At 31.1% G+C, this 14,020-nt stretch carries 30 protein-coding genes; 6 read left to right on the top strand and 24 right to left on the bottom strand.

The features are described 5' to 3' along the window. From ACRDDY_RS10785 to ACRDDY_RS10670, 24 genes are all read right to left on the bottom strand, one after another. The coding region (locus ACRDDY_RS10785) for a hypothetical protein (RefSeq protein ID WP_438564956.1) at positions 1-296 on the bottom strand (296 nt) is incomplete at its 3' end. Beyond that, positions 296-646, bottom strand: coding sequence for a hypothetical protein (locus ACRDDY_RS10780; protein WP_438564955.1), 351 nt, complete (start codon positions 644-646; stop codon positions 296-298). The genes ACRDDY_RS10780 and ACRDDY_RS10785, both read right to left, overlap by 1 nt. Beyond that, a complete protein-coding gene (locus ACRDDY_RS10775; protein WP_438564954.1) occupies positions 631-1,221 on the bottom strand; it encodes a hypothetical protein in 591 nt (196 codons plus the stop codon). The genes ACRDDY_RS10780 and ACRDDY_RS10775 overlap by 16 nt, the downstream gene beginning before the upstream one ends. Before the next feature lie 55 nt (positions 1,222-1,276). Further along, a complete protein-coding gene (locus ACRDDY_RS10770; RefSeq protein ID WP_438564953.1) occupies positions 1,277-1,669 on the bottom strand; it encodes a hypothetical protein in 393 nt (130 codons plus the stop codon). A gap of 18 nt (positions 1,670-1,687) precedes the next feature. Further along, positions 1,688-2,527: a hypothetical protein gene (locus ACRDDY_RS10765; protein ID WP_438564952.1), complete on the bottom strand. Its 840-nt coding sequence runs from the start codon at positions 2,525-2,527 to the stop codon at positions 1,688-1,690. Between the two features lie 56 nt (positions 2,528-2,583). After that, a complete protein-coding gene (locus tag ACRDDY_RS10760; RefSeq protein WP_438564951.1) occupies positions 2,584-2,817 on the bottom strand; it encodes a hypothetical protein in 234 nt (77 codons plus the stop codon). A gap of 1 nt (position 2,818) precedes the next feature. Then, positions 2,819-4,081 carry a hypothetical protein gene (locus ACRDDY_RS10755; protein WP_438564950.1) on the bottom strand — a complete coding sequence of 421 codons (1,263 nt, stop codon included), beginning with the start codon at positions 4,079-4,081 and terminating at the stop codon, positions 2,819-2,821. A 39-nt stretch (positions 4,082-4,120) separates the two neighbouring features. Then, on the bottom strand, positions 4,121-4,636 hold the full coding sequence (locus tag ACRDDY_RS10750) for a hypothetical protein (RefSeq protein WP_438564949.1): 516 nt from the start codon (positions 4,634-4,636) through the stop codon (positions 4,121-4,123). A gap of 226 nt (positions 4,637-4,862) precedes the next feature. Next, positions 4,863-5,030 (bottom strand): hypothetical protein, encoded by a 168-nt coding sequence (locus ACRDDY_RS10745; RefSeq protein WP_438564948.1) that lies wholly within the window; start codon positions 5,028-5,030, stop codon positions 4,863-4,865. Next, positions 5,020-5,718: a terminase gpP N-terminus-related DNA-binding protein gene (locus ACRDDY_RS10740; RefSeq protein ID WP_438564947.1), complete on the bottom strand. Its 699-nt coding sequence runs from the start codon at positions 5,716-5,718 to the stop codon at positions 5,020-5,022. Before ACRDDY_RS10740 ends, ACRDDY_RS10745 begins: the two co-directional genes overlap by 11 nt. 172 nt (positions 5,719-5,890) lie before the next feature. Further along, complete coding sequence (locus ACRDDY_RS10735) at positions 5,891-6,136, bottom strand: hypothetical protein (protein WP_438564946.1); 246 nt, start codon at positions 6,134-6,136, stop codon at positions 5,891-5,893. Between the two features lie 12 nt (positions 6,137-6,148). Beyond that, complete coding sequence (locus tag ACRDDY_RS10730) at positions 6,149-6,346, bottom strand: hypothetical protein (protein ID WP_438564945.1); 198 nt, start codon at positions 6,344-6,346, stop codon at positions 6,149-6,151. Between the two features lie 11 nt (positions 6,347-6,357). Beyond that, positions 6,358-6,657: a hypothetical protein gene (locus ACRDDY_RS10725; protein ID WP_438564944.1), complete on the bottom strand. Its 300-nt coding sequence runs from the start codon at positions 6,655-6,657 to the stop codon at positions 6,358-6,360. After that, positions 6,654-6,806, bottom strand: coding sequence for a hypothetical protein (locus ACRDDY_RS10720; RefSeq protein WP_438564943.1), 153 nt, complete (start codon positions 6,804-6,806; stop codon positions 6,654-6,656). Before ACRDDY_RS10720 ends, ACRDDY_RS10725 begins: the two co-directional genes overlap by 4 nt. A gap of 59 nt (positions 6,807-6,865) precedes the next feature. After that, positions 6,866-7,279: a hypothetical protein gene (locus ACRDDY_RS10715; protein ID WP_438564942.1), complete on the bottom strand. Its 414-nt coding sequence runs from the start codon at positions 7,277-7,279 to the stop codon at positions 6,866-6,868. Between the two features lie 8 nt (positions 7,280-7,287). Then, positions 7,288-7,566, bottom strand: coding sequence for a hypothetical protein (locus tag ACRDDY_RS10710; protein ID WP_438564941.1), 279 nt, complete (start codon positions 7,564-7,566; stop codon positions 7,288-7,290). 9 nt (positions 7,567-7,575) lie between these two features. Next, positions 7,576-7,872: a hypothetical protein gene (locus tag ACRDDY_RS10705; RefSeq protein ID WP_438564940.1), complete on the bottom strand. Its 297-nt coding sequence runs from the start codon at positions 7,870-7,872 to the stop codon at positions 7,576-7,578. Then, entirely contained in the window at positions 7,853-8,224 is a 372-nt protein-coding gene (locus ACRDDY_RS10700; protein WP_438564939.1) for a beta barrel domain-containing protein, read from the bottom strand. The genes ACRDDY_RS10705 and ACRDDY_RS10700 overlap by 20 nt, the downstream gene beginning before the upstream one ends. 134 nt (positions 8,225-8,358) lie before the next feature. Further along, positions 8,359-9,039 (bottom strand): DUF6475 domain-containing protein, encoded by a 681-nt coding sequence (locus ACRDDY_RS10695; protein ID WP_438564938.1) that lies wholly within the window; start codon positions 9,037-9,039, stop codon positions 8,359-8,361. Next, positions 9,039-9,842 carry a replication initiator protein A gene (locus ACRDDY_RS10690; RefSeq protein WP_438564937.1) on the bottom strand — a complete coding sequence of 268 codons (804 nt, stop codon included), beginning with the start codon at positions 9,840-9,842 and terminating at the stop codon, positions 9,039-9,041. Before ACRDDY_RS10690 ends, ACRDDY_RS10695 begins: the two co-directional genes overlap by 1 nt. Further along, positions 9,829-10,233 carry an HNH endonuclease gene (locus ACRDDY_RS10685; protein ID WP_438564936.1) on the bottom strand — a complete coding sequence of 135 codons (405 nt, stop codon included), beginning with the start codon at positions 10,231-10,233 and terminating at the stop codon, positions 9,829-9,831. Before ACRDDY_RS10685 ends, ACRDDY_RS10690 begins: the two co-directional genes overlap by 14 nt. A 10-nt stretch (positions 10,234-10,243) precedes the next feature. Then, positions 10,244-10,381: a hypothetical protein gene (locus ACRDDY_RS10680; protein ID WP_438564935.1), complete on the bottom strand. Its 138-nt coding sequence runs from the start codon at positions 10,379-10,381 to the stop codon at positions 10,244-10,246. A 170-nt stretch (positions 10,382-10,551) separates the two neighbouring features. Beyond that, complete coding sequence (locus tag ACRDDY_RS10675; protein ID WP_438564934.1) at positions 10,552-11,319, bottom strand: phage antirepressor KilAC domain-containing protein; 768 nt, start codon at positions 11,317-11,319, stop codon at positions 10,552-10,554. Between the two features lie 10 nt (positions 11,320-11,329). Further along, a complete protein-coding gene (locus ACRDDY_RS10670) occupies positions 11,330-11,488 on the bottom strand; it encodes an AbrB/MazE/SpoVT family DNA-binding domain-containing protein (protein WP_438564933.1) in 159 nt (52 codons plus the stop codon). Between the two features lie 446 nt (positions 11,489-11,934). Between ACRDDY_RS10670 and ACRDDY_RS10665 the strand changes: the two genes are divergently transcribed. The 6 genes from ACRDDY_RS10665 to ACRDDY_RS10640 are packed head-to-tail and all read left to right on the top strand — an operon-like array spanning position 11,935 to position 14,015. Beyond that, positions 11,935-12,096, top strand: a complete 162-nt coding sequence (locus ACRDDY_RS10665) for a hypothetical protein (RefSeq protein ID WP_438564932.1) — start codon at positions 11,935-11,937, stop codon at positions 12,094-12,096. Positions 12,097-12,105: 9 nt separating this feature from the next. Further along, a complete protein-coding gene (locus ACRDDY_RS10660; RefSeq protein ID WP_438564931.1) occupies positions 12,106-12,450 on the top strand; it encodes a hypothetical protein in 345 nt (114 codons plus the stop codon). Then, positions 12,450-12,734, top strand: a complete 285-nt coding sequence (locus ACRDDY_RS10655) for a hypothetical protein (protein WP_438564930.1) — start codon at positions 12,450-12,452, stop codon at positions 12,732-12,734. The genes ACRDDY_RS10660 and ACRDDY_RS10655 overlap by 1 nt, the downstream gene beginning before the upstream one ends. Beyond that, entirely contained in the window at positions 12,734-12,913 is a 180-nt protein-coding gene (locus tag ACRDDY_RS10650; RefSeq protein ID WP_438564929.1) for a hypothetical protein, read from the top strand. Before ACRDDY_RS10655 ends, ACRDDY_RS10650 begins: the two co-directional genes overlap by 1 nt. Next, positions 12,913-13,665 carry an ERF family protein gene (locus tag ACRDDY_RS10645; protein ID WP_438564928.1) on the top strand — a complete coding sequence of 251 codons (753 nt, stop codon included), beginning with the start codon at positions 12,913-12,915 and terminating at the stop codon, positions 13,663-13,665. The genes ACRDDY_RS10650 and ACRDDY_RS10645 overlap by 1 nt, the downstream gene beginning before the upstream one ends. Beyond that, on the top strand, positions 13,662-14,015 hold the full coding sequence (locus ACRDDY_RS10640) for a hypothetical protein (RefSeq protein WP_438564927.1): 354 nt from the start codon (positions 13,662-13,664) through the stop codon (positions 14,013-14,015). Before ACRDDY_RS10645 ends, ACRDDY_RS10640 begins: the two co-directional genes overlap by 4 nt. Positions 14,016-14,020 lie beyond the last annotated feature (5 nt).

Here is a 14,020-nt window from a genome sequence, read left to right as displayed (position 1 = left end):
TTAGTAGCTTTGAGGTAGGTATTTTTATTAATCTGCATTTTAGCCCATGAATTATTTCTATTAAATACATTGGCCATAGTGAAGTTTGCTAAAAATTTCCTACTTGTTATAATGGAGAAATCTATCTCTCTTGCTGGTTTATTCTTCCTTTCAGAAGGTGAATCCTCTATCTTGAAATAAACGTCAGCTAGTTCGAAGCAAGTGTTTAATTCACTCTTTACATCTTCCTTATACTTAGAAGCTACATCCATTAGATACTTTAATTTTTCTTTACTGGGAACTTTTAAATTTTCCATTACTTACCAGCTCCCCTAAACATTTTTAATAGTTCATCTTCATCCTCAGCACCAGCCTTAATTGATTGGCTAAAATCAACTGTAGTAGTAGGTTTAGCCTTTGGTGTGTCTGGTTGTGTTGCCATTCCAGCTTCTGCGATATCCTTTTCCTGTTGCTTTAACAATTCTTTCTCTCTTTCAGCTTTCAAGTCAACTTCTCTTTTGGCTCTCTCAGCTTCCTGTTGTCTTTTTCTAGCTTCTTTCTCAGCTTTCTCCTGGGGACTCTCCCCAATGATACCACCTGATATACTACCTAGTACGTCTCCAACGAATCCTCCCATTTCTTCACCTCCATTTAAATCGGTTCCCATTCTATAATCACTTTCTTTTTAAAGAAAATTTCCTTACCCTTCATACCTTGATTGAATCTATTTTTAGCCTTTTTATAGTCAACACCAAACAAATCGCACCAATCTGCAAAAGCTCTAACTGATCCTTCTATCTCTATTTTTAATGTATTACTTCTATTTCTTACATTTTCTGTTTGAGTTACAAACCTTACGTTATTGGGTTCGTAATTTCCATCGTTGTTTATTCTATCTATTTGCAACCCATCTTCCCAGCCGTTAGCAAGACACCATTCGTAAAATACACTTATGTCTTCTAACCAAACATCACACACCTTTATACCTCTACCACCATATCTGTAGTAAAGCTTATCCTTCTTGTTATAACATCTGCTTTTCATATGGCCGTACACTTTGTAAAGTTTATGGTTAGAAAGATTATGTTTTGCAACTTTTTCTTTTCTTTTACAACCACACCCCCTACCTTCTATGCCATCTTCTCTAACTTCTTTAACTACACCACTTCCACAATCACACTCACATAAGTAATAAACTCTGTAACCTCTTCTTATAGGTGTTTCATTTTTCTTTACCCACATACTATCACACTCCTTTACCGATATTTTAACATTTACCGATTAAAGAGTCAATCAATTATTCTTTTTTAAAAACCATATAAACATATTCCCCATCCACACCTTTAAACCCATTAAACATTCTACAGGCTCTCTCGTGAAGAGGTTTAAGTTTTAAGTTGTCTTTATGTCTCCATATCCCAACAAACTTATACTTTATTATAAACCCTTTGAAGGCATTTAACAATCCTTTTAAGTCACTTTTTTCATTAGGTTTCAAGTTTATCAATCCCATCCACCAAATGTCATTACTCTTGGTGAAATTTATGTAATAGTTGTTGAGTAGGTAAGCTTCCTCGGAATAACCTTTTCTATGATTTATAAAGTAAAATTTATTGGAGGGGGATATAAAATCCTCTCTCCATATTTCATCTTCTATTTTTTTAATTTCATCTGGGGTAAGTTGTTTCATATCTCACCTCCTTCCATGTTATCTTAATTTTATATCTTTAGCAAGTTCAGCTTTCAACTCTGTTTCTGTAAGGTTAGCTTTGTAGATTAGGTGTTGGGAGAAGGAGTCGATTAAAAACTGCCTATTCCCAAATGTTATAAATAACGTATTTGAGTTTGTACTTCCTGCTAATCTAATTACATTTTCATTTATATAAGACGATGAAACAAGTATGTCTTTTTTATGAATCTTTTTAATTTCTATCTTCCAATAACTGGAATCTGAGTGGTGTTTAGATATTAACCCGGGACTGTTATTATTTGTAACCCCCTTAATCACAAAACTATGCGTATCACTAGTCGCAGGAGTAACAAAAGCAAGTTTACCACTCGGTACATTCACAGGACAAGGCGGTCTATCAACAGCGCCTACACTATATCCCTCTCCTATCCATATTTGCCCATCTGCAAACACTGTACAAGCGAAATCAATCGGAGCAGGAGTATTTACATCTTGTAATACCATAGTGCTTCTATAAATGTTAGGCGCGTTCTCAACTTGTTTGTTGTAATCTATCGCTAACCCATTTATTAATTTTTCGTAATATTCTTCATCTTTTACAATTTCTTCTCCTTCAACCGGCAACATCATAACTTCTGACATTTTTCTTTCGTTTGCTAGGTAGTAGTCGTAAAAACCTGGATAACTTTTAACTGTTACACTGTTATCTGTATAAACAGTTATTCCTCCACCTCTATAATACACGCACTGTTCTAAAGTTTTACCATTTGCTATTTTAATCGGCATAGGGTCGTTAGGATTGTTCCACATTCTAATTCCCGTAGAATCCCCATAAAAACATAAACTTATCGAGTCCAAAGGTTTATCTCCAGCCCATATCCCTCCTAATCTCTTCTTCTTGAAATAGGAGGGAACTAGAAACCCACAACTGTTATTGTTGCCTTCTCGGTAGCTGTTCCTAAAGCTCTTGCCCATACCTTAACTGCACTATCACAATACTCCCTCTCTCCAAGGTTAAGGGTTATTCCTTCCCCTTTAACTGGTGTATCTCCTGTACAAATTTCAACTCCTAACCCGCCTTTACATTGGATAGTAAAGGGTTTAGTGTCTGTAATCTCTGTGAAATTATTTGTTAATTCATATTTCATATTATCCTCCTAAAGCATTATAACTTCCATAACTGTTCATGGTGTTGTGAGTTCCCATTTTTCCAAGTAGCAACATTTGGTTTCTGTCATACTCTTCCTTATATGATCTCACGCAAAAGTACTCGAAACTATCACAAGTGTTTGAAGCTGATAAACCTCTCCCATGGACAGGAGTTCTTAGATTCTCCCCTGTTGTCTTGTCAATTCTCCACTCATACTTTTTCATCAACTTAATACACCCTGTAACACTTTCATTCTCCAAGAACTGTACCTTTCCTTGTTCTATACACCATTTTGCAATCTCAATTGTTTTATTAACATCTTGAGCACCTACAACGAATACTCTCCCTCCGCCAAACACATTTAAATACGCTTGTTGCCTACTTATAAGGTGTGTAACTGCGTCTTGCCTGTTCCTACTATCGTGAGGTAGTACAATCTCAATTTGTGATAAATCCCTCCTATTATCAGCCATATACTTTTGAATGTACTCTATGTAATGCTGGGTAGGCTTATCTACATTGTGATAGTGATGTACCATAGTGTTGCCATAATAGAAGGTTAAAGCTGTACTGTCATTAATTCCTAAGTCAAGTGCAACAGTTGTTCTATACGGTAAAGGGTTTAACTCTTTTACACTTTTTCTATTTTCCAGAGATTCGGAGTAGATACTTTCCTCATTCGCAACCTCTGTATCACAGAAATATTCTTGCATAAATTTAGATTTACTCATTAGAGTTTTTGCGATCTCCAACTTTTCATCTGGGTGAATCCTGTTTCCTTCATCGTCAAAAGCTTCATTTGCTTTCAACACATCTTTATGCCACATTCCATTTAACTGGTCCAGCATATCATTAAATAAGCTTCCAAATCTTGGGGTAGATACTAGAATTATTCTACCACCTACGTTGATTACAGAAGGTATTAGATAAGTTAATATGTCTGGATTTTTAATAAGTCCAGCTTCTGAAATAACTAAAAGGTCTAAGTTTCCTCCAACCTTACTATTTGCGTCTTGTGCACCTACAAAATATATTATAGATCCATTTTTAAATTTTATTGTATTATCATGGTGATATAATTTTCCACTTTTTTCTGGTTTAATCAAAACATTATCATGTACAACAGTTGTGATGATAGGTTTCTTGTCATTGGTGTAACCATCTAGTATCATCATTTTACCTTGTTTCATGGTAGGGAATACATAATAAACTATTGAGTTGGGAGTTTCTAAACATTGTTTACATGCTATACTGAAGGCCATCATATCTTTCTTTTAATTATTCAAGTGAAGTCGTTAGTTTCACTCCGTAATATCTTTATAGGATAAACCATTAGCACAGTTGGTAATAACTTTAGCACTAACGTTAAACCGTTTAGAAAATTCTATTGCGTTAGATTTCCAAATTCTACCCTCTCTCCATTTTCTGTAATTTTTTCTAATAAATATTACATCTTCTGGGGTAAGTTTCGAATTTACACTTCCTAATTTTTTATTTCTTCTTTTCATGTTTTCTAAATTATTCACCCATTCTAAATTTTTTACACAATTATTTTCTTTGTTCATATCCAAGTGATCCACTTGGTCTAAATTGTGTATATTTTTTATAAAAGCTAAAGCTACAACTTTATGAATGTAAGGTCTTAAACTGCTTTTATCATCACAATACATTCTACATTGATGGTAACCTTTTTTATTTATATTAGGTTTAAGAATTTTGAATCCATTTTTTTCTGAAGAAATAATTTTTCCGCAAGTTGTTACATAGTATTTCTCTAAAACGTTATTATAATTTTCAAGTGTTTTTACTTTTATCATTATAATCCTCCTATTTAATTTTTATTACAGCTCATATTTTCATATGAGAATAGACTATATCTTCCACATTCGTGGCCATCCATTTTCGAGCTACTTAGCTCTACGAGTCTTCTCTACATACAACTCTAGTCGTTAGGCTTTTACGCTTAAAGCGATTTAGCACGGTAAGTTACCGTATCCATAAGGACTTAGGCTTTCTCCGTTTAAGGATGGATGAGCTATTTTTTTAACCCAATCTTCTGGCCCAGCATATTAGAAAGAATTTAACTCCCTCTTCATATTTGTTTATTAATCTCTTCTGATAATTTCTAGGTTTAAACACCCACGCTTTTCTTTTTTCCTCAACTATCTCTTTTTTTCTCTTTAATAAAAGTTCTTGAAGTTTATTTTCCATTGTTCATCTTCTCCAACAACTCATTAATTTGCTCTTCATTCAGAGATAGAAGCCACTCTTCAAGTTTCTCTTTAGTGGAAAGGTTGAGTTTTTGTTTATCCATTTCATGTTTTTTAAGGTTAATATCATTGATAATAGACTTGTTTATTATATCATCCACTCTATCTATACCTAAAATCATATCCTCAATCTCTTGAGTTTTCTTTAGATCATCTAAAAACTTTCCAGGGATATACAACTCCCCATTATCATCTGTATGCCTATCTACAATTTCACTTAGTATGAAGGTGGCTTTAGTTACAGCTTGGAGCCTTCTTCTTTTATTTTCCATTATAATAGAGATATTATCCTCTTTAAACTTCAATAAGTTTCTGAGTCTCTTTTCCTGTAACTCATATTTAGAACTCCATACATAGAGCGTACCTTCTGGTATTCCTGTTTTTTCTGAAACCTCTTTAATGCTATCGCCAGAAACTATCATGGCTTTAGCTTGTTCTTTTTTTTTATTCCTGTTTGTTACCTTTGGTATCTTAGGAGCGTTGTCACCCCAATTGTATCTGCTTTTCCAACTTCTAATTACTGCTGCTGTAACGCCTAGTTTTTCAGCTATGTTATTTAAGGTGCCCTTTTCTGCGTTATTACCTCCAGCTCTTTCCCACATCTTCTTAGCTTTATCTTTAACATCCACATCAATGACACCTCCTTCAATCGTACCTTATTTTATTTGTTACGTTGCAACGGTCGTTTTTCCTTTAATTTAAAAGGTTTGTTGCAATTTCTAATAATATTATACTTGTTGCGTTGCATAAAGTCAATTAATGTTGCAATAAAAAAAGAGTGTGTTGCAACACTCTTTAAATTTATTCTGTAAATTGTATAAGGATTATATTATCACCCACCATCACATGTTTATAATTTTTTAACTTTAGTTTTCTCATAAGAGTTCCTAACTTTTTGTGAACTTTATCTCGGTTGTAATTTAGACCTCTAACTATAACACCGGCTACACAACTATCTTCTTCCACACCTAAAAAGAATTTACCACCTGTTTCTCGCTCTATATCTACTATATATTTTGTAACTAGATTCACTTTATCACAATTCATTCCAACACTCTCCTATCTTTTATTTTTTCCAAATTTCTTTTTATTTTTCCTTCTATCCTTCTTTTTCCTATTCTCTATATGATAATACCTTTCTTCCAAAAGTGGAGGTTGATTAAAAATTTCAACCCCCATTTCTTTTATTTTCTCTTTTATGTCATCTGGAAAAATTTGACCAGTAACTAAATTTTTATCTTTTTCATAGAATATCATTTTCCACCTCTTTAAATTTTATATTTTTTACTCTCCAAATACTCACCCAACTTCACAGAATGTTTAAATATTTCTGTCTCGATTGTTATTAATTCCTCTTCATTCATTTTCTTCAATAAATTTATTCCAGCATGAATGGTGTCTAAAACCTCTTGAGCCACGTCAGAATTAGTTTTTTTACCTTCCAAAGACTCTTCGTGAGCTTCTATAACCTCTTTGGATTCTTCCTCTAATTTTCCCACCTTTTCACAAACCGTTTGAGTAGGCTCAAAGTAAAAATTGTTTAAATATTCTAGATCTTTTATTTTCATTCCTTACCCTCCTTAAATACAAAACTTTTCCCTTCTTCCTCACACTTTTCTCTTTTGCCTTCCTTCAGCATGGTGAAGCAATATTTATTCAATAGACAACACCCTTTGCACCTACTTTTATTTTCTTTTGGAACTTCTATTCTTTTCATCTGAATCCTCCCAACATATTTTATCATCAGCGAACACATTAATATAAATAGGATTGTATTCATTTTTTCTCCTTTAACTGCTCATACTTGATATTTAAATACTCTATATTTTCTATCAATTCACTTGTGCCACCAACATGATTAAAACTATGTGTAGTCTGAGTGTAACTAGCTTCATGATTTTCTAGAGATATTTCTCTAACGACCCAATATTCTCTCCAAACTTCTTCATTCACCTTTATTTTAAATTTATAATCATAAGGATCATTAAAAAAGCTAGTTGTAACTTCAACTACAATCAACTTACATTTCATAAGGAAATTATTTTTAAACTCAAAACTTTCATCAATTATTTTTTTATTAAGCCCATGCTCTATAATCCCTTCCAAAATATCATTTATTATTTTTTCTTCAAATTCCCTTTGCATTTTCTGGAGCGTATCAGCTCCAGGTGAGTGTAAATCTAGTTTCATCTTTCCTCCTACCAACTTATAATATAATATCCATCAAATTCAGTTATATCCCATATATGTCTCTCGAAACTTTCACCAGTTTCAGTATTTGTAATTTCTATCCATAAATCCATTTCTAACAACATTCTTATTCTGTTGTTAGAATTTTCTAATTCTTCCAGAAGGCATTTTATTCTTTTAAATTTGAACTCTTCTGGGTAAATTTTTCTAACAGTATTACTTTTAACTCCTATCTTTTCTTTCTCATAATTTTGAGGTGTGCTTTTAAATTTTAAAAATATTTCCATATTTCCTCCTTAAAACTTCTTAACAGCCATTTTAACATTATAAACATCATTTCCACATCTTGTAATTTTAAAAGGTACAACCACATCTTGATTATCCCAACTATTACAACCCTCTATCAAAACTATTCTAGCAGCTGGAAGGTATTCAATTTTATTTTCTATACACATTTTAACCTTTTCTCTAACTTGACTTATAATTTTCTTTCTATCTATTGCCCCCCCATTTAAAGGCAGTAAGTTGTGATCTTTTATATATTTTATCATTAATTTGCAAATTAAATCCTGGTTATAAATTTTTATTTCCATTTTCTTCCTCCTTGAACAATATGTTATAAACACTTCTTATTTCCTCTAAACTTAAATCTTTAAACGGATTACCGTAACTTTTAGCTATATGATGTAAGATGTTCTGGTATTTTTCATCAGCTTCAATAGTTAGTAATGCTTCTTCTTTTGTTTTAAACCATCTTTTTTGAATTACTTTTTCGTCGTTTATTTCTTTTAAAAAATCGTCTTTATATTTCTTCTTTTCTCTATCATAAACCCAACAATCAAATTTTAAATAGATGTATTTTATACCTATTTTTTCTATTACAACCTCTTCTATCTCTTTACTTTTTATAGTATATATTTTATCTCCAACTTTTAACTTTTCCATACTTTCCTCCAAATTTCTCTATTTTTTATTTACTTTTTGCACCCAAAGGTGTATGATTGATTTATGTTTATTTTCTTAAAAGAGAAATCAACCATAGAACTCCTTTTGTCAAGGCACTTAGCAGGTGCCTTTTTTTATTTTCTCATATCTTCAATCATTATACTTACATCTTTAAACGGTTTATTTTCTATACCTATTTTTACATCAAAACCAAGTTGCCTAGCTTTCGATACGTTACTTAGCTCTAACCTATCTACATTCTTCTCTAAGAACTTTTTATGCCACCTTTTTATAGTGTCCTCACACCCAATATATTTAATCTCAACTTCTTTTTCTGAATTATATCCAATTCCTGTTAAAAATAAATCTACATCAATTTTTCTTGTTGAGTAAGTTTTATATAATTTTGGTAGCTCCCATTTTAAATAATCATTAAATTCATCTATATCGCTAGAACAAATTTTAGTCCACCCACCAAAACTTTTTATAATTGCATGGATAATAGGATCATCAAAACATACATTCCTATAACTACCACAACTAGATATTGCATTTTTAATTTTATTTCTTGCTTCAGCTATTTTAAAATCAAAGTCTATCTCTTTTAATTCTAAGCAATACTCCCTTATTTCTGCTGGAGCTGGTATATTTGTATAAACCCTCTCTTTTAACAATCTCATAATTCCATTTATAAACTGTTCTTCTTCCACATCATCTAGTAACATTCTATAAAGTCTTATCTGTTCCTTTGAGAAATTCTTCTGTATAGCTGTTTCTATTAAGCTGATTCCTTGTATAAATATTTTATCTTGCATTACTCAACACCTCTCTCTAATTTCTCCAATCTCTCTAGCTCTCTCTGAGCGAATGATTTTTCTCTCACTGGAGCAGCCTTTTTATTTTTATTAGGGAATACCCCTTGCCACCCATTCATTATAGAGTTATCTATACATTCTATTAAATCATTTTCATCTACAAATGTTTTTCCAATAGATGTAACTAATTTTTTTATACTAGCTATAGATTTAATTGGTTTTTTTATTTCTTTTCTAAAAGTTACAAATTCTAATAATTTATTTTTTAGATCATCCCTCAAATCTGAGTTTTCTATTTCAGAAGAGATGTTATTTTTAATTAAGTTACTCTTACTTAAATTACTTTTACTAAAGTTACTATTACTAGAGTCTAAGTTTTCTAGACTAATGTCAGTCAAGTTTTCTAGACTATCGCAGTCAAGTTTTCTAGACTTCTGTTCAAAGTTTTCTTTACTAGTCAAGTTTTCTAGACTACCTATCTTTAAATAAAAAACGCTACTAGAATTAAACTTTCTAACTTTGTCTATCAAATCACATTTTACAAGATCTTTAAGGTTGTTTGAAACTGCTTGTCTAGAACATTCTAAATCTTTCTGCATTTCATCGTAAGAATATTTTATATACACATCACCACTATCATCTATCCAATTATTTTTAGATGATAACCTAACTCTGTCAAACATCAAAACATAAGTCTTGAAAGCACCTTGAGAAATCAAACCTTTTATAAATAGGTCCATAAGCCATTTTGGCACTTGAAAAAAAACAACATTATTTAAATCTTCTTTTTTAATTGCTCTCATCGAACTCACCTTCTATAATTTTTAAGATCTCCTTCAATTTAGAAACTTTGTTTTCTATAATCTCTAATTTTTCCAAAATATTATTTTTAGTTTTATCATAATTGAAAACTCCATTTTTGTTTTCATATCTAATTAGATTTATAAAAAATTCATCTTCCATAATCATTTTTTCTAATTTAAAATCATAACTATTCAGAATGCCTTTTCTGCTATTGCAACTTTTACAAGCTACAGAAAGATTATTGATATTGTTTGTCCCACCTTTAAATTTAGGAGTAATATGTTCAATGCACAAATTTTCTTCTTTTATTTCTTTTCCACAAATTTGACATACATTTCCATATTTTTCCTGCAAAAATCTTCTTTTTTTAAAACTTATATCTTTCGACATGTCCTTCTCCTTAAATGCTGTTTTTTTTCATTTCTTTTTCTAGGTATTCTCTCACTAATTCTGAAAAACTTTTATTTTTTACTTCACAAAGTAATTTTATTCTTTTTCTGAACTCTAAAGTGACTCTTATTTTCATGAATATTTCCATAAACTCCTCCTTTTGTTGTTACCACTATTATATATCAATCGTTACCACAAGTCAATATTTTTTCATATTTCCTCCTACACTTTCTTTTATTTTTTTCTAGTTATACATTCTGTAGGGTGTACATTTTGGTACAGGGTATAATCTCACTGGGAAATTTTTCCTAGCGACTCTTACCCTCTCAACTCCTTATCCATGTTAGCAACTATACCTAAACCGTTTAATATTTCATTTATTTTTACTCTTCCTTTTTGTGTCCACTTGGTATTTATCACAAGTTTGCTTTTACCTTCTTTTAAAGGTATCTCTATAGTTTCGGATTTAGTCCAACCTTTATTCATGTGATCTGTATAAAGTAACCATTGTTTATTAACTTTCCTTTGAATTTTTTCTTCATGTAATATTCTATTTAATTCAATTGCTGAAATTCCATAATCTGCAGCTATCTGTGAAATTGTCATTGTATCACTAGAATTTAAAATTGTATCTAAGTATTCTATTCTAGGTTTATATTCCTGGATAATTTGTTCCTTAACTTCAACCTTTAACTCTAAAGCTTTCTTTTCTTCCTGTTCCTCTATCCATCTTTTAGCTCTTTCCACTGGGTCAGCAATTGTATATGAATCTTGTTTTACGAAAGTTTCCAACTCGTTTATTCTTTGTATCATCCTGTATCTAGTTGTTGCGTCATACCTTGCTCCGAGTTGCATAGCTCCATCACGAGAAAGGTTATACATAACTAAAGTTCTACCACTTTTATCTTTATACTCGCTCGGCTCAAAAATGAGCTCAGCTATTTCAACTCCTAATTTAGATGTTTCATCTTTTATATCTCTGATTATATTTTTATGCTCTTTTCCTGTGATCTCTGCTACTTGTAAACTCGTCATAGCAGTTACGAAACTTTTCTCTCTCACTACCTCTAAGTATCTATTTTCCATCTTTTTCCTCCTAATCTTTAATTTTTTTAATAATGATAGTATCTGTCTTTTTGTCATATTCAAATAAGATCTCGCTACCTTTTTCCAACTTCATCATATCTCTAACCTTGCTAGGTATATTTATAAAAGTGTTGCTCGAAGTTATTTGTATTTTCATTTTTTTTATCATATTTTTCCTCCTGTTGTTTTATAAGATGATTATAATACATAAAAAATAAAATGTCAATAATAATTTTTATTAATTAAAATATAGTTTAAAAATATGCTTTTTGATTAGCATATATAAGGTAAGAAAAAATAAATAAAAAATATTTTAAAAATAATTAAAATTATTATTGACAAAAATTAAAATAAGTATTATACTTGTGACAAGAAAGCTGAAAGGCGAAAAAAGTTTTTAGAACTTTATATAAAATTAAAGGGAGAATGGCGAAGATACTCATAAGTTACTTTTAAAAGTAATGGTGTAATTATTACATTTAGAGTGGAGCGAAACTAAGATAAAAAGACCTCATAATTTTAGATATGGTTTTAAAAATAAAAAAAAGGCAGCCAGTAAGGCCACCCATGCAAATTTATTATACCTTACTGGCCACCTCAAATCAAGGAGGACATATGAAAAAGATTAAAGAAACTTTAGAAATTTTAATTCTTACATTCTTAATACTTGGAGGATTCTTCGGGAGCTTGTTTGATACTAGCTGGTTACAAACTTACTGTATAGCTTCAGCAGTTATGGTTTTAATCTACGGTACTTTTGTAAAGAAAATCTTTTAAGGAGGATATATGAGAATAATAAACTTTTCTTATAAGGATAAAAAAACTTTTGCTGAGATAGAGTGGAAGAGTGGTAAAAAATCTAAAGTTCAGTTTGGGATAGAAGGTGTTACGCTTTGGATAGGTGCACCTCAAAAGTTAAAGGATCAAGTAAAAGAAATTCTAGTTAGTGATGAAACTCTAAATTTCCTTTCTACAAGATGGTATGAGAAGAATATAGGCTACGACAACAGATGGTTGTATAAGAAGTTAGAGAACAATCTATATAGCCTTAGAACAGGGTTTCCAGTGGTTGACAAAAATATAAGTTTTAGAAAATCTAAATTAGATGATAAATTAGGGAGATGGTTTTAGTGGAAATTGTAAAATGTTGGTTTGTAGGTTACAACTTTTACTCGCGTTTAGAAAATAAAGGTAAAAAAACACTTGTAACGTTAGATGATTCCACCGGTAAGTTTAAAGAATTTGTTTTTACTGGTGGTAAAAATTACGAGAAAAAAATTCTAGACTACATAATTTTACCAGAAGAAACAAATAGCAAATTACTTAAAACGTATAATGAAGGTATCAGTTTGATTATAGCTAGAGAAGATAAAAAACAAGAAGGTCATAATTTCAGAAAGGATTGGTGGTTATAATGGAAAAAATAGTAATAGTTATAGAGGAATATAGAGAGAAATTAAAAAATGAAAATATCAGCACTTCTAAAAGATCTTGTTATATGAAGTTCATAGAGAGATTGGAAAAAGTTGTAGTTGAGTACGAAAAAGAGAAAGAGTTTGAAGAAGAAATGATGGAAAGAATGGGGTGGAAGTAATGGAAGAACAAAAAAAAATCAGAGAAGAATTAAAAGGAGTATACCAAAAACTCCATTACATCCAAACCAAAGTAAACGGTTTAAAGAAAAATGCAGATTCAAAGAGCTATAAATATGTATCTGGAGAAAAGGTGCTAGACCACATCAAACCTATTATGAATGAGATAGGATTGCTTTTAAAACCAGAAATAACAGATATTATAAATGATAGAATGGACTATCAAGTTTCGTTATCTTTAGATAGAGAAACAGGAGAGTGGAAAGGTAAACCAAAGAGTGAAATTCTAACAAAGGTATCAATGAGAATGACTTGGATAGATGTTGATACAGGAGAAACAGACGTATGCCTTTGGGGTGCTAACGGCCAAAATGATTGGGAGAAAGGTTTAGGGTCAGCTCTAACTTATGGAGAAAGATATTTTTTACTAAAGTATTTCCATATAGCTACTGACGAAGATGATGTGGATAACGATGGTAGAAAAAAAGATGAAGCATCTAAACAAGAAAACAAAAAAACCACTACACAGGAACAACCTAAAGAAGAAAAGAAACAGTATGAAGAAAGTGATTTGGATAAAGATTTCTTAGAACTTTGGAACAAATTAAGCGAAGACCAAAGGATGAAAATAGGAACTAAATACCCAGGTAAATTTGGACCTCAATTAAATCCTCAGTATTTTAAAAAGGTTGAAAAAAGAGAGATAATTGACGCTTTATCTAACTTCACAAAGAAAGAAGCTGATAAAAAATGATATTCCTAGAAAAATTGGAGAGAACAAGAGATAAATGCTCTTGTTCCTCACAAGCTAAATATAAACTTACAATTGGTAAAAATCAAGCTATTTATTTTTGTGAAGAATGCTCTAGATATGTTTTAAACCGTTTACAAGAATTAGAAGGAATTGAGGCAAAAGAAAACCTTAATGGCAAAACATACAGCCGAGATACTTTCACAGCTAATTTTAAGCACTGGAGCGAATCTGAGGACAAATTTTTAAAGGAAACAGAATTAAATCCCAAGCAAATTTCTAAAGAACTTGGAAGAACTGAAGCAGCAGTTAGAAGAAGATTAAATAAATTAGATATAAAACCTAATAGGTAGGAGGA

Origin of the sequence: Clostridium sp. (assembly GCF_051656525.1) — a bacterium.
Taxonomy (GTDB): Bacteria; Bacillota; Clostridia; order Clostridiales; family Clostridiaceae; genus Clostridium.
Note: the sequence above shows the minus strand (reverse complement) of the source record. Positions and strands in the feature narration are given on the sequence as shown.

Bases quoted from the DNA above. Each gene is read 5' to 3' on its own strand.
- ACRDDY_RS10750 (WP_438564949.1), bottom strand. From the start codon at position 4,636: ATGATAAAAGTAAAAACACTTGAAAATTATAATAACGTTTTAGAGAAA.
- ACRDDY_RS10665 (WP_438564932.1), top strand. From the start codon at position 11,935: ATGAAAAAGATTAAAGAAACTTTAGAAATTTTAATTCTTACATTCTTA.
- ACRDDY_RS10650 (WP_438564929.1), top strand. From the start codon at position 12,734: ATGGAAAAAATAGTAATAGTTATAGAGGAATATAGAGAGAAATTAAAA.
- ACRDDY_RS10780 (WP_438564955.1), bottom strand. From the start codon at position 646: ATGGGAACCGATTTAAATGGAGGTGAAGAAATGGGAGGATTCGTTGGA.
- ACRDDY_RS10770 (WP_438564953.1), bottom strand. From the start codon at position 1,669: ATGAAACAACTTACCCCAGATGAAATTAAAAAAATAGAAGATGAAATA.
- ACRDDY_RS10695 (WP_438564938.1), bottom strand. From the start codon at position 9,039: ATGCAAGATAAAATATTTATACAAGGAATCAGCTTAATAGAAACAGCT.
- ACRDDY_RS10745 (WP_438564948.1), bottom strand. From the start codon at position 5,030: ATGGAAAATAAACTTCAAGAACTTTTATTAAAGAGAAAAAAAGAGATA.
- ACRDDY_RS10775 (WP_438564954.1), bottom strand. From the start codon at position 1,221: ATGTGGGTAAAGAAAAATGAAACACCTATAAGAAGAGGTTACAGAGTT.
- ACRDDY_RS10680 (WP_438564935.1), bottom strand. From the start codon at position 10,381: ATGGAAATATTCATGAAAATAAGAGTCACTTTAGAGTTCAGAAAAAGA.
- ACRDDY_RS10675 (WP_438564934.1), bottom strand. From the start codon at position 11,319: ATGGAAAATAGATACTTAGAGGTAGTGAGAGAGAAAAGTTTCGTAACT.
- ACRDDY_RS10715 (WP_438564942.1), bottom strand. From the start codon at position 7,279: ATGAAACTAGATTTACACTCACCTGGAGCTGATACGCTCCAGAAAATG.
- ACRDDY_RS10670 (WP_438564933.1), bottom strand. From the start codon at position 11,488: ATGATAAAAAAAATGAAAATACAAATAACTTCGAGCAACACTTTTATA.
- ACRDDY_RS10705 (WP_438564940.1), bottom strand. From the start codon at position 7,872: ATGGAAATAAAAATTTATAACCAGGATTTAATTTGCAAATTAATGATA.
- ACRDDY_RS10725 (WP_438564944.1), bottom strand. From the start codon at position 6,657: ATGAAAATAAAAGATCTAGAATATTTAAACAATTTTTACTTTGAGCCT.
- ACRDDY_RS10700 (WP_438564939.1), bottom strand. From the start codon at position 8,224: ATGGAAAAGTTAAAAGTTGGAGATAAAATATATACTATAAAAAGTAAA.
- ACRDDY_RS10690 (WP_438564937.1), bottom strand. From the start codon at position 9,842: ATGAGAGCAATTAAAAAAGAAGATTTAAATAATGTTGTTTTTTTTCAA.
- ACRDDY_RS10660 (WP_438564931.1), top strand. From the start codon at position 12,106: ATGAGAATAATAAACTTTTCTTATAAGGATAAAAAAACTTTTGCTGAG.
- ACRDDY_RS10730 (WP_438564945.1), bottom strand. From the start codon at position 6,346: ATGATATTCTATGAAAAAGATAAAAATTTAGTTACTGGTCAAATTTTT.
- ACRDDY_RS10685 (WP_438564936.1), bottom strand. From the start codon at position 10,233: ATGTCGAAAGATATAAGTTTTAAAAAAAGAAGATTTTTGCAGGAAAAA.
- ACRDDY_RS10645 (WP_438564928.1), top strand. From the start codon at position 12,913: ATGGAAGAACAAAAAAAAATCAGAGAAGAATTAAAAGGAGTATACCAA.
- ACRDDY_RS10755 (WP_438564950.1), bottom strand. From the start codon at position 4,081: ATGGCCTTCAGTATAGCATGTAAACAATGTTTAGAAACTCCCAACTCA.
- ACRDDY_RS10710 (WP_438564941.1), bottom strand. From the start codon at position 7,566: ATGGAAATATTTTTAAAATTTAAAAGCACACCTCAAAATTATGAGAAA.
- ACRDDY_RS10720 (WP_438564943.1), bottom strand. From the start codon at position 6,806: ATGAAAAGAATAGAAGTTCCAAAAGAAAATAAAAGTAGGTGCAAAGGG.
- ACRDDY_RS10735 (WP_438564946.1), bottom strand. From the start codon at position 6,136: ATGAATTGTGATAAAGTGAATCTAGTTACAAAATATATAGTAGATATA.
- ACRDDY_RS10760 (WP_438564951.1), bottom strand. From the start codon at position 2,817: ATGAAATATGAATTAACAAATAATTTCACAGAGATTACAGACACTAAA.
- ACRDDY_RS10640 (WP_438564927.1), top strand. From the start codon at position 13,662: ATGATATTCCTAGAAAAATTGGAGAGAACAAGAGATAAATGCTCTTGT.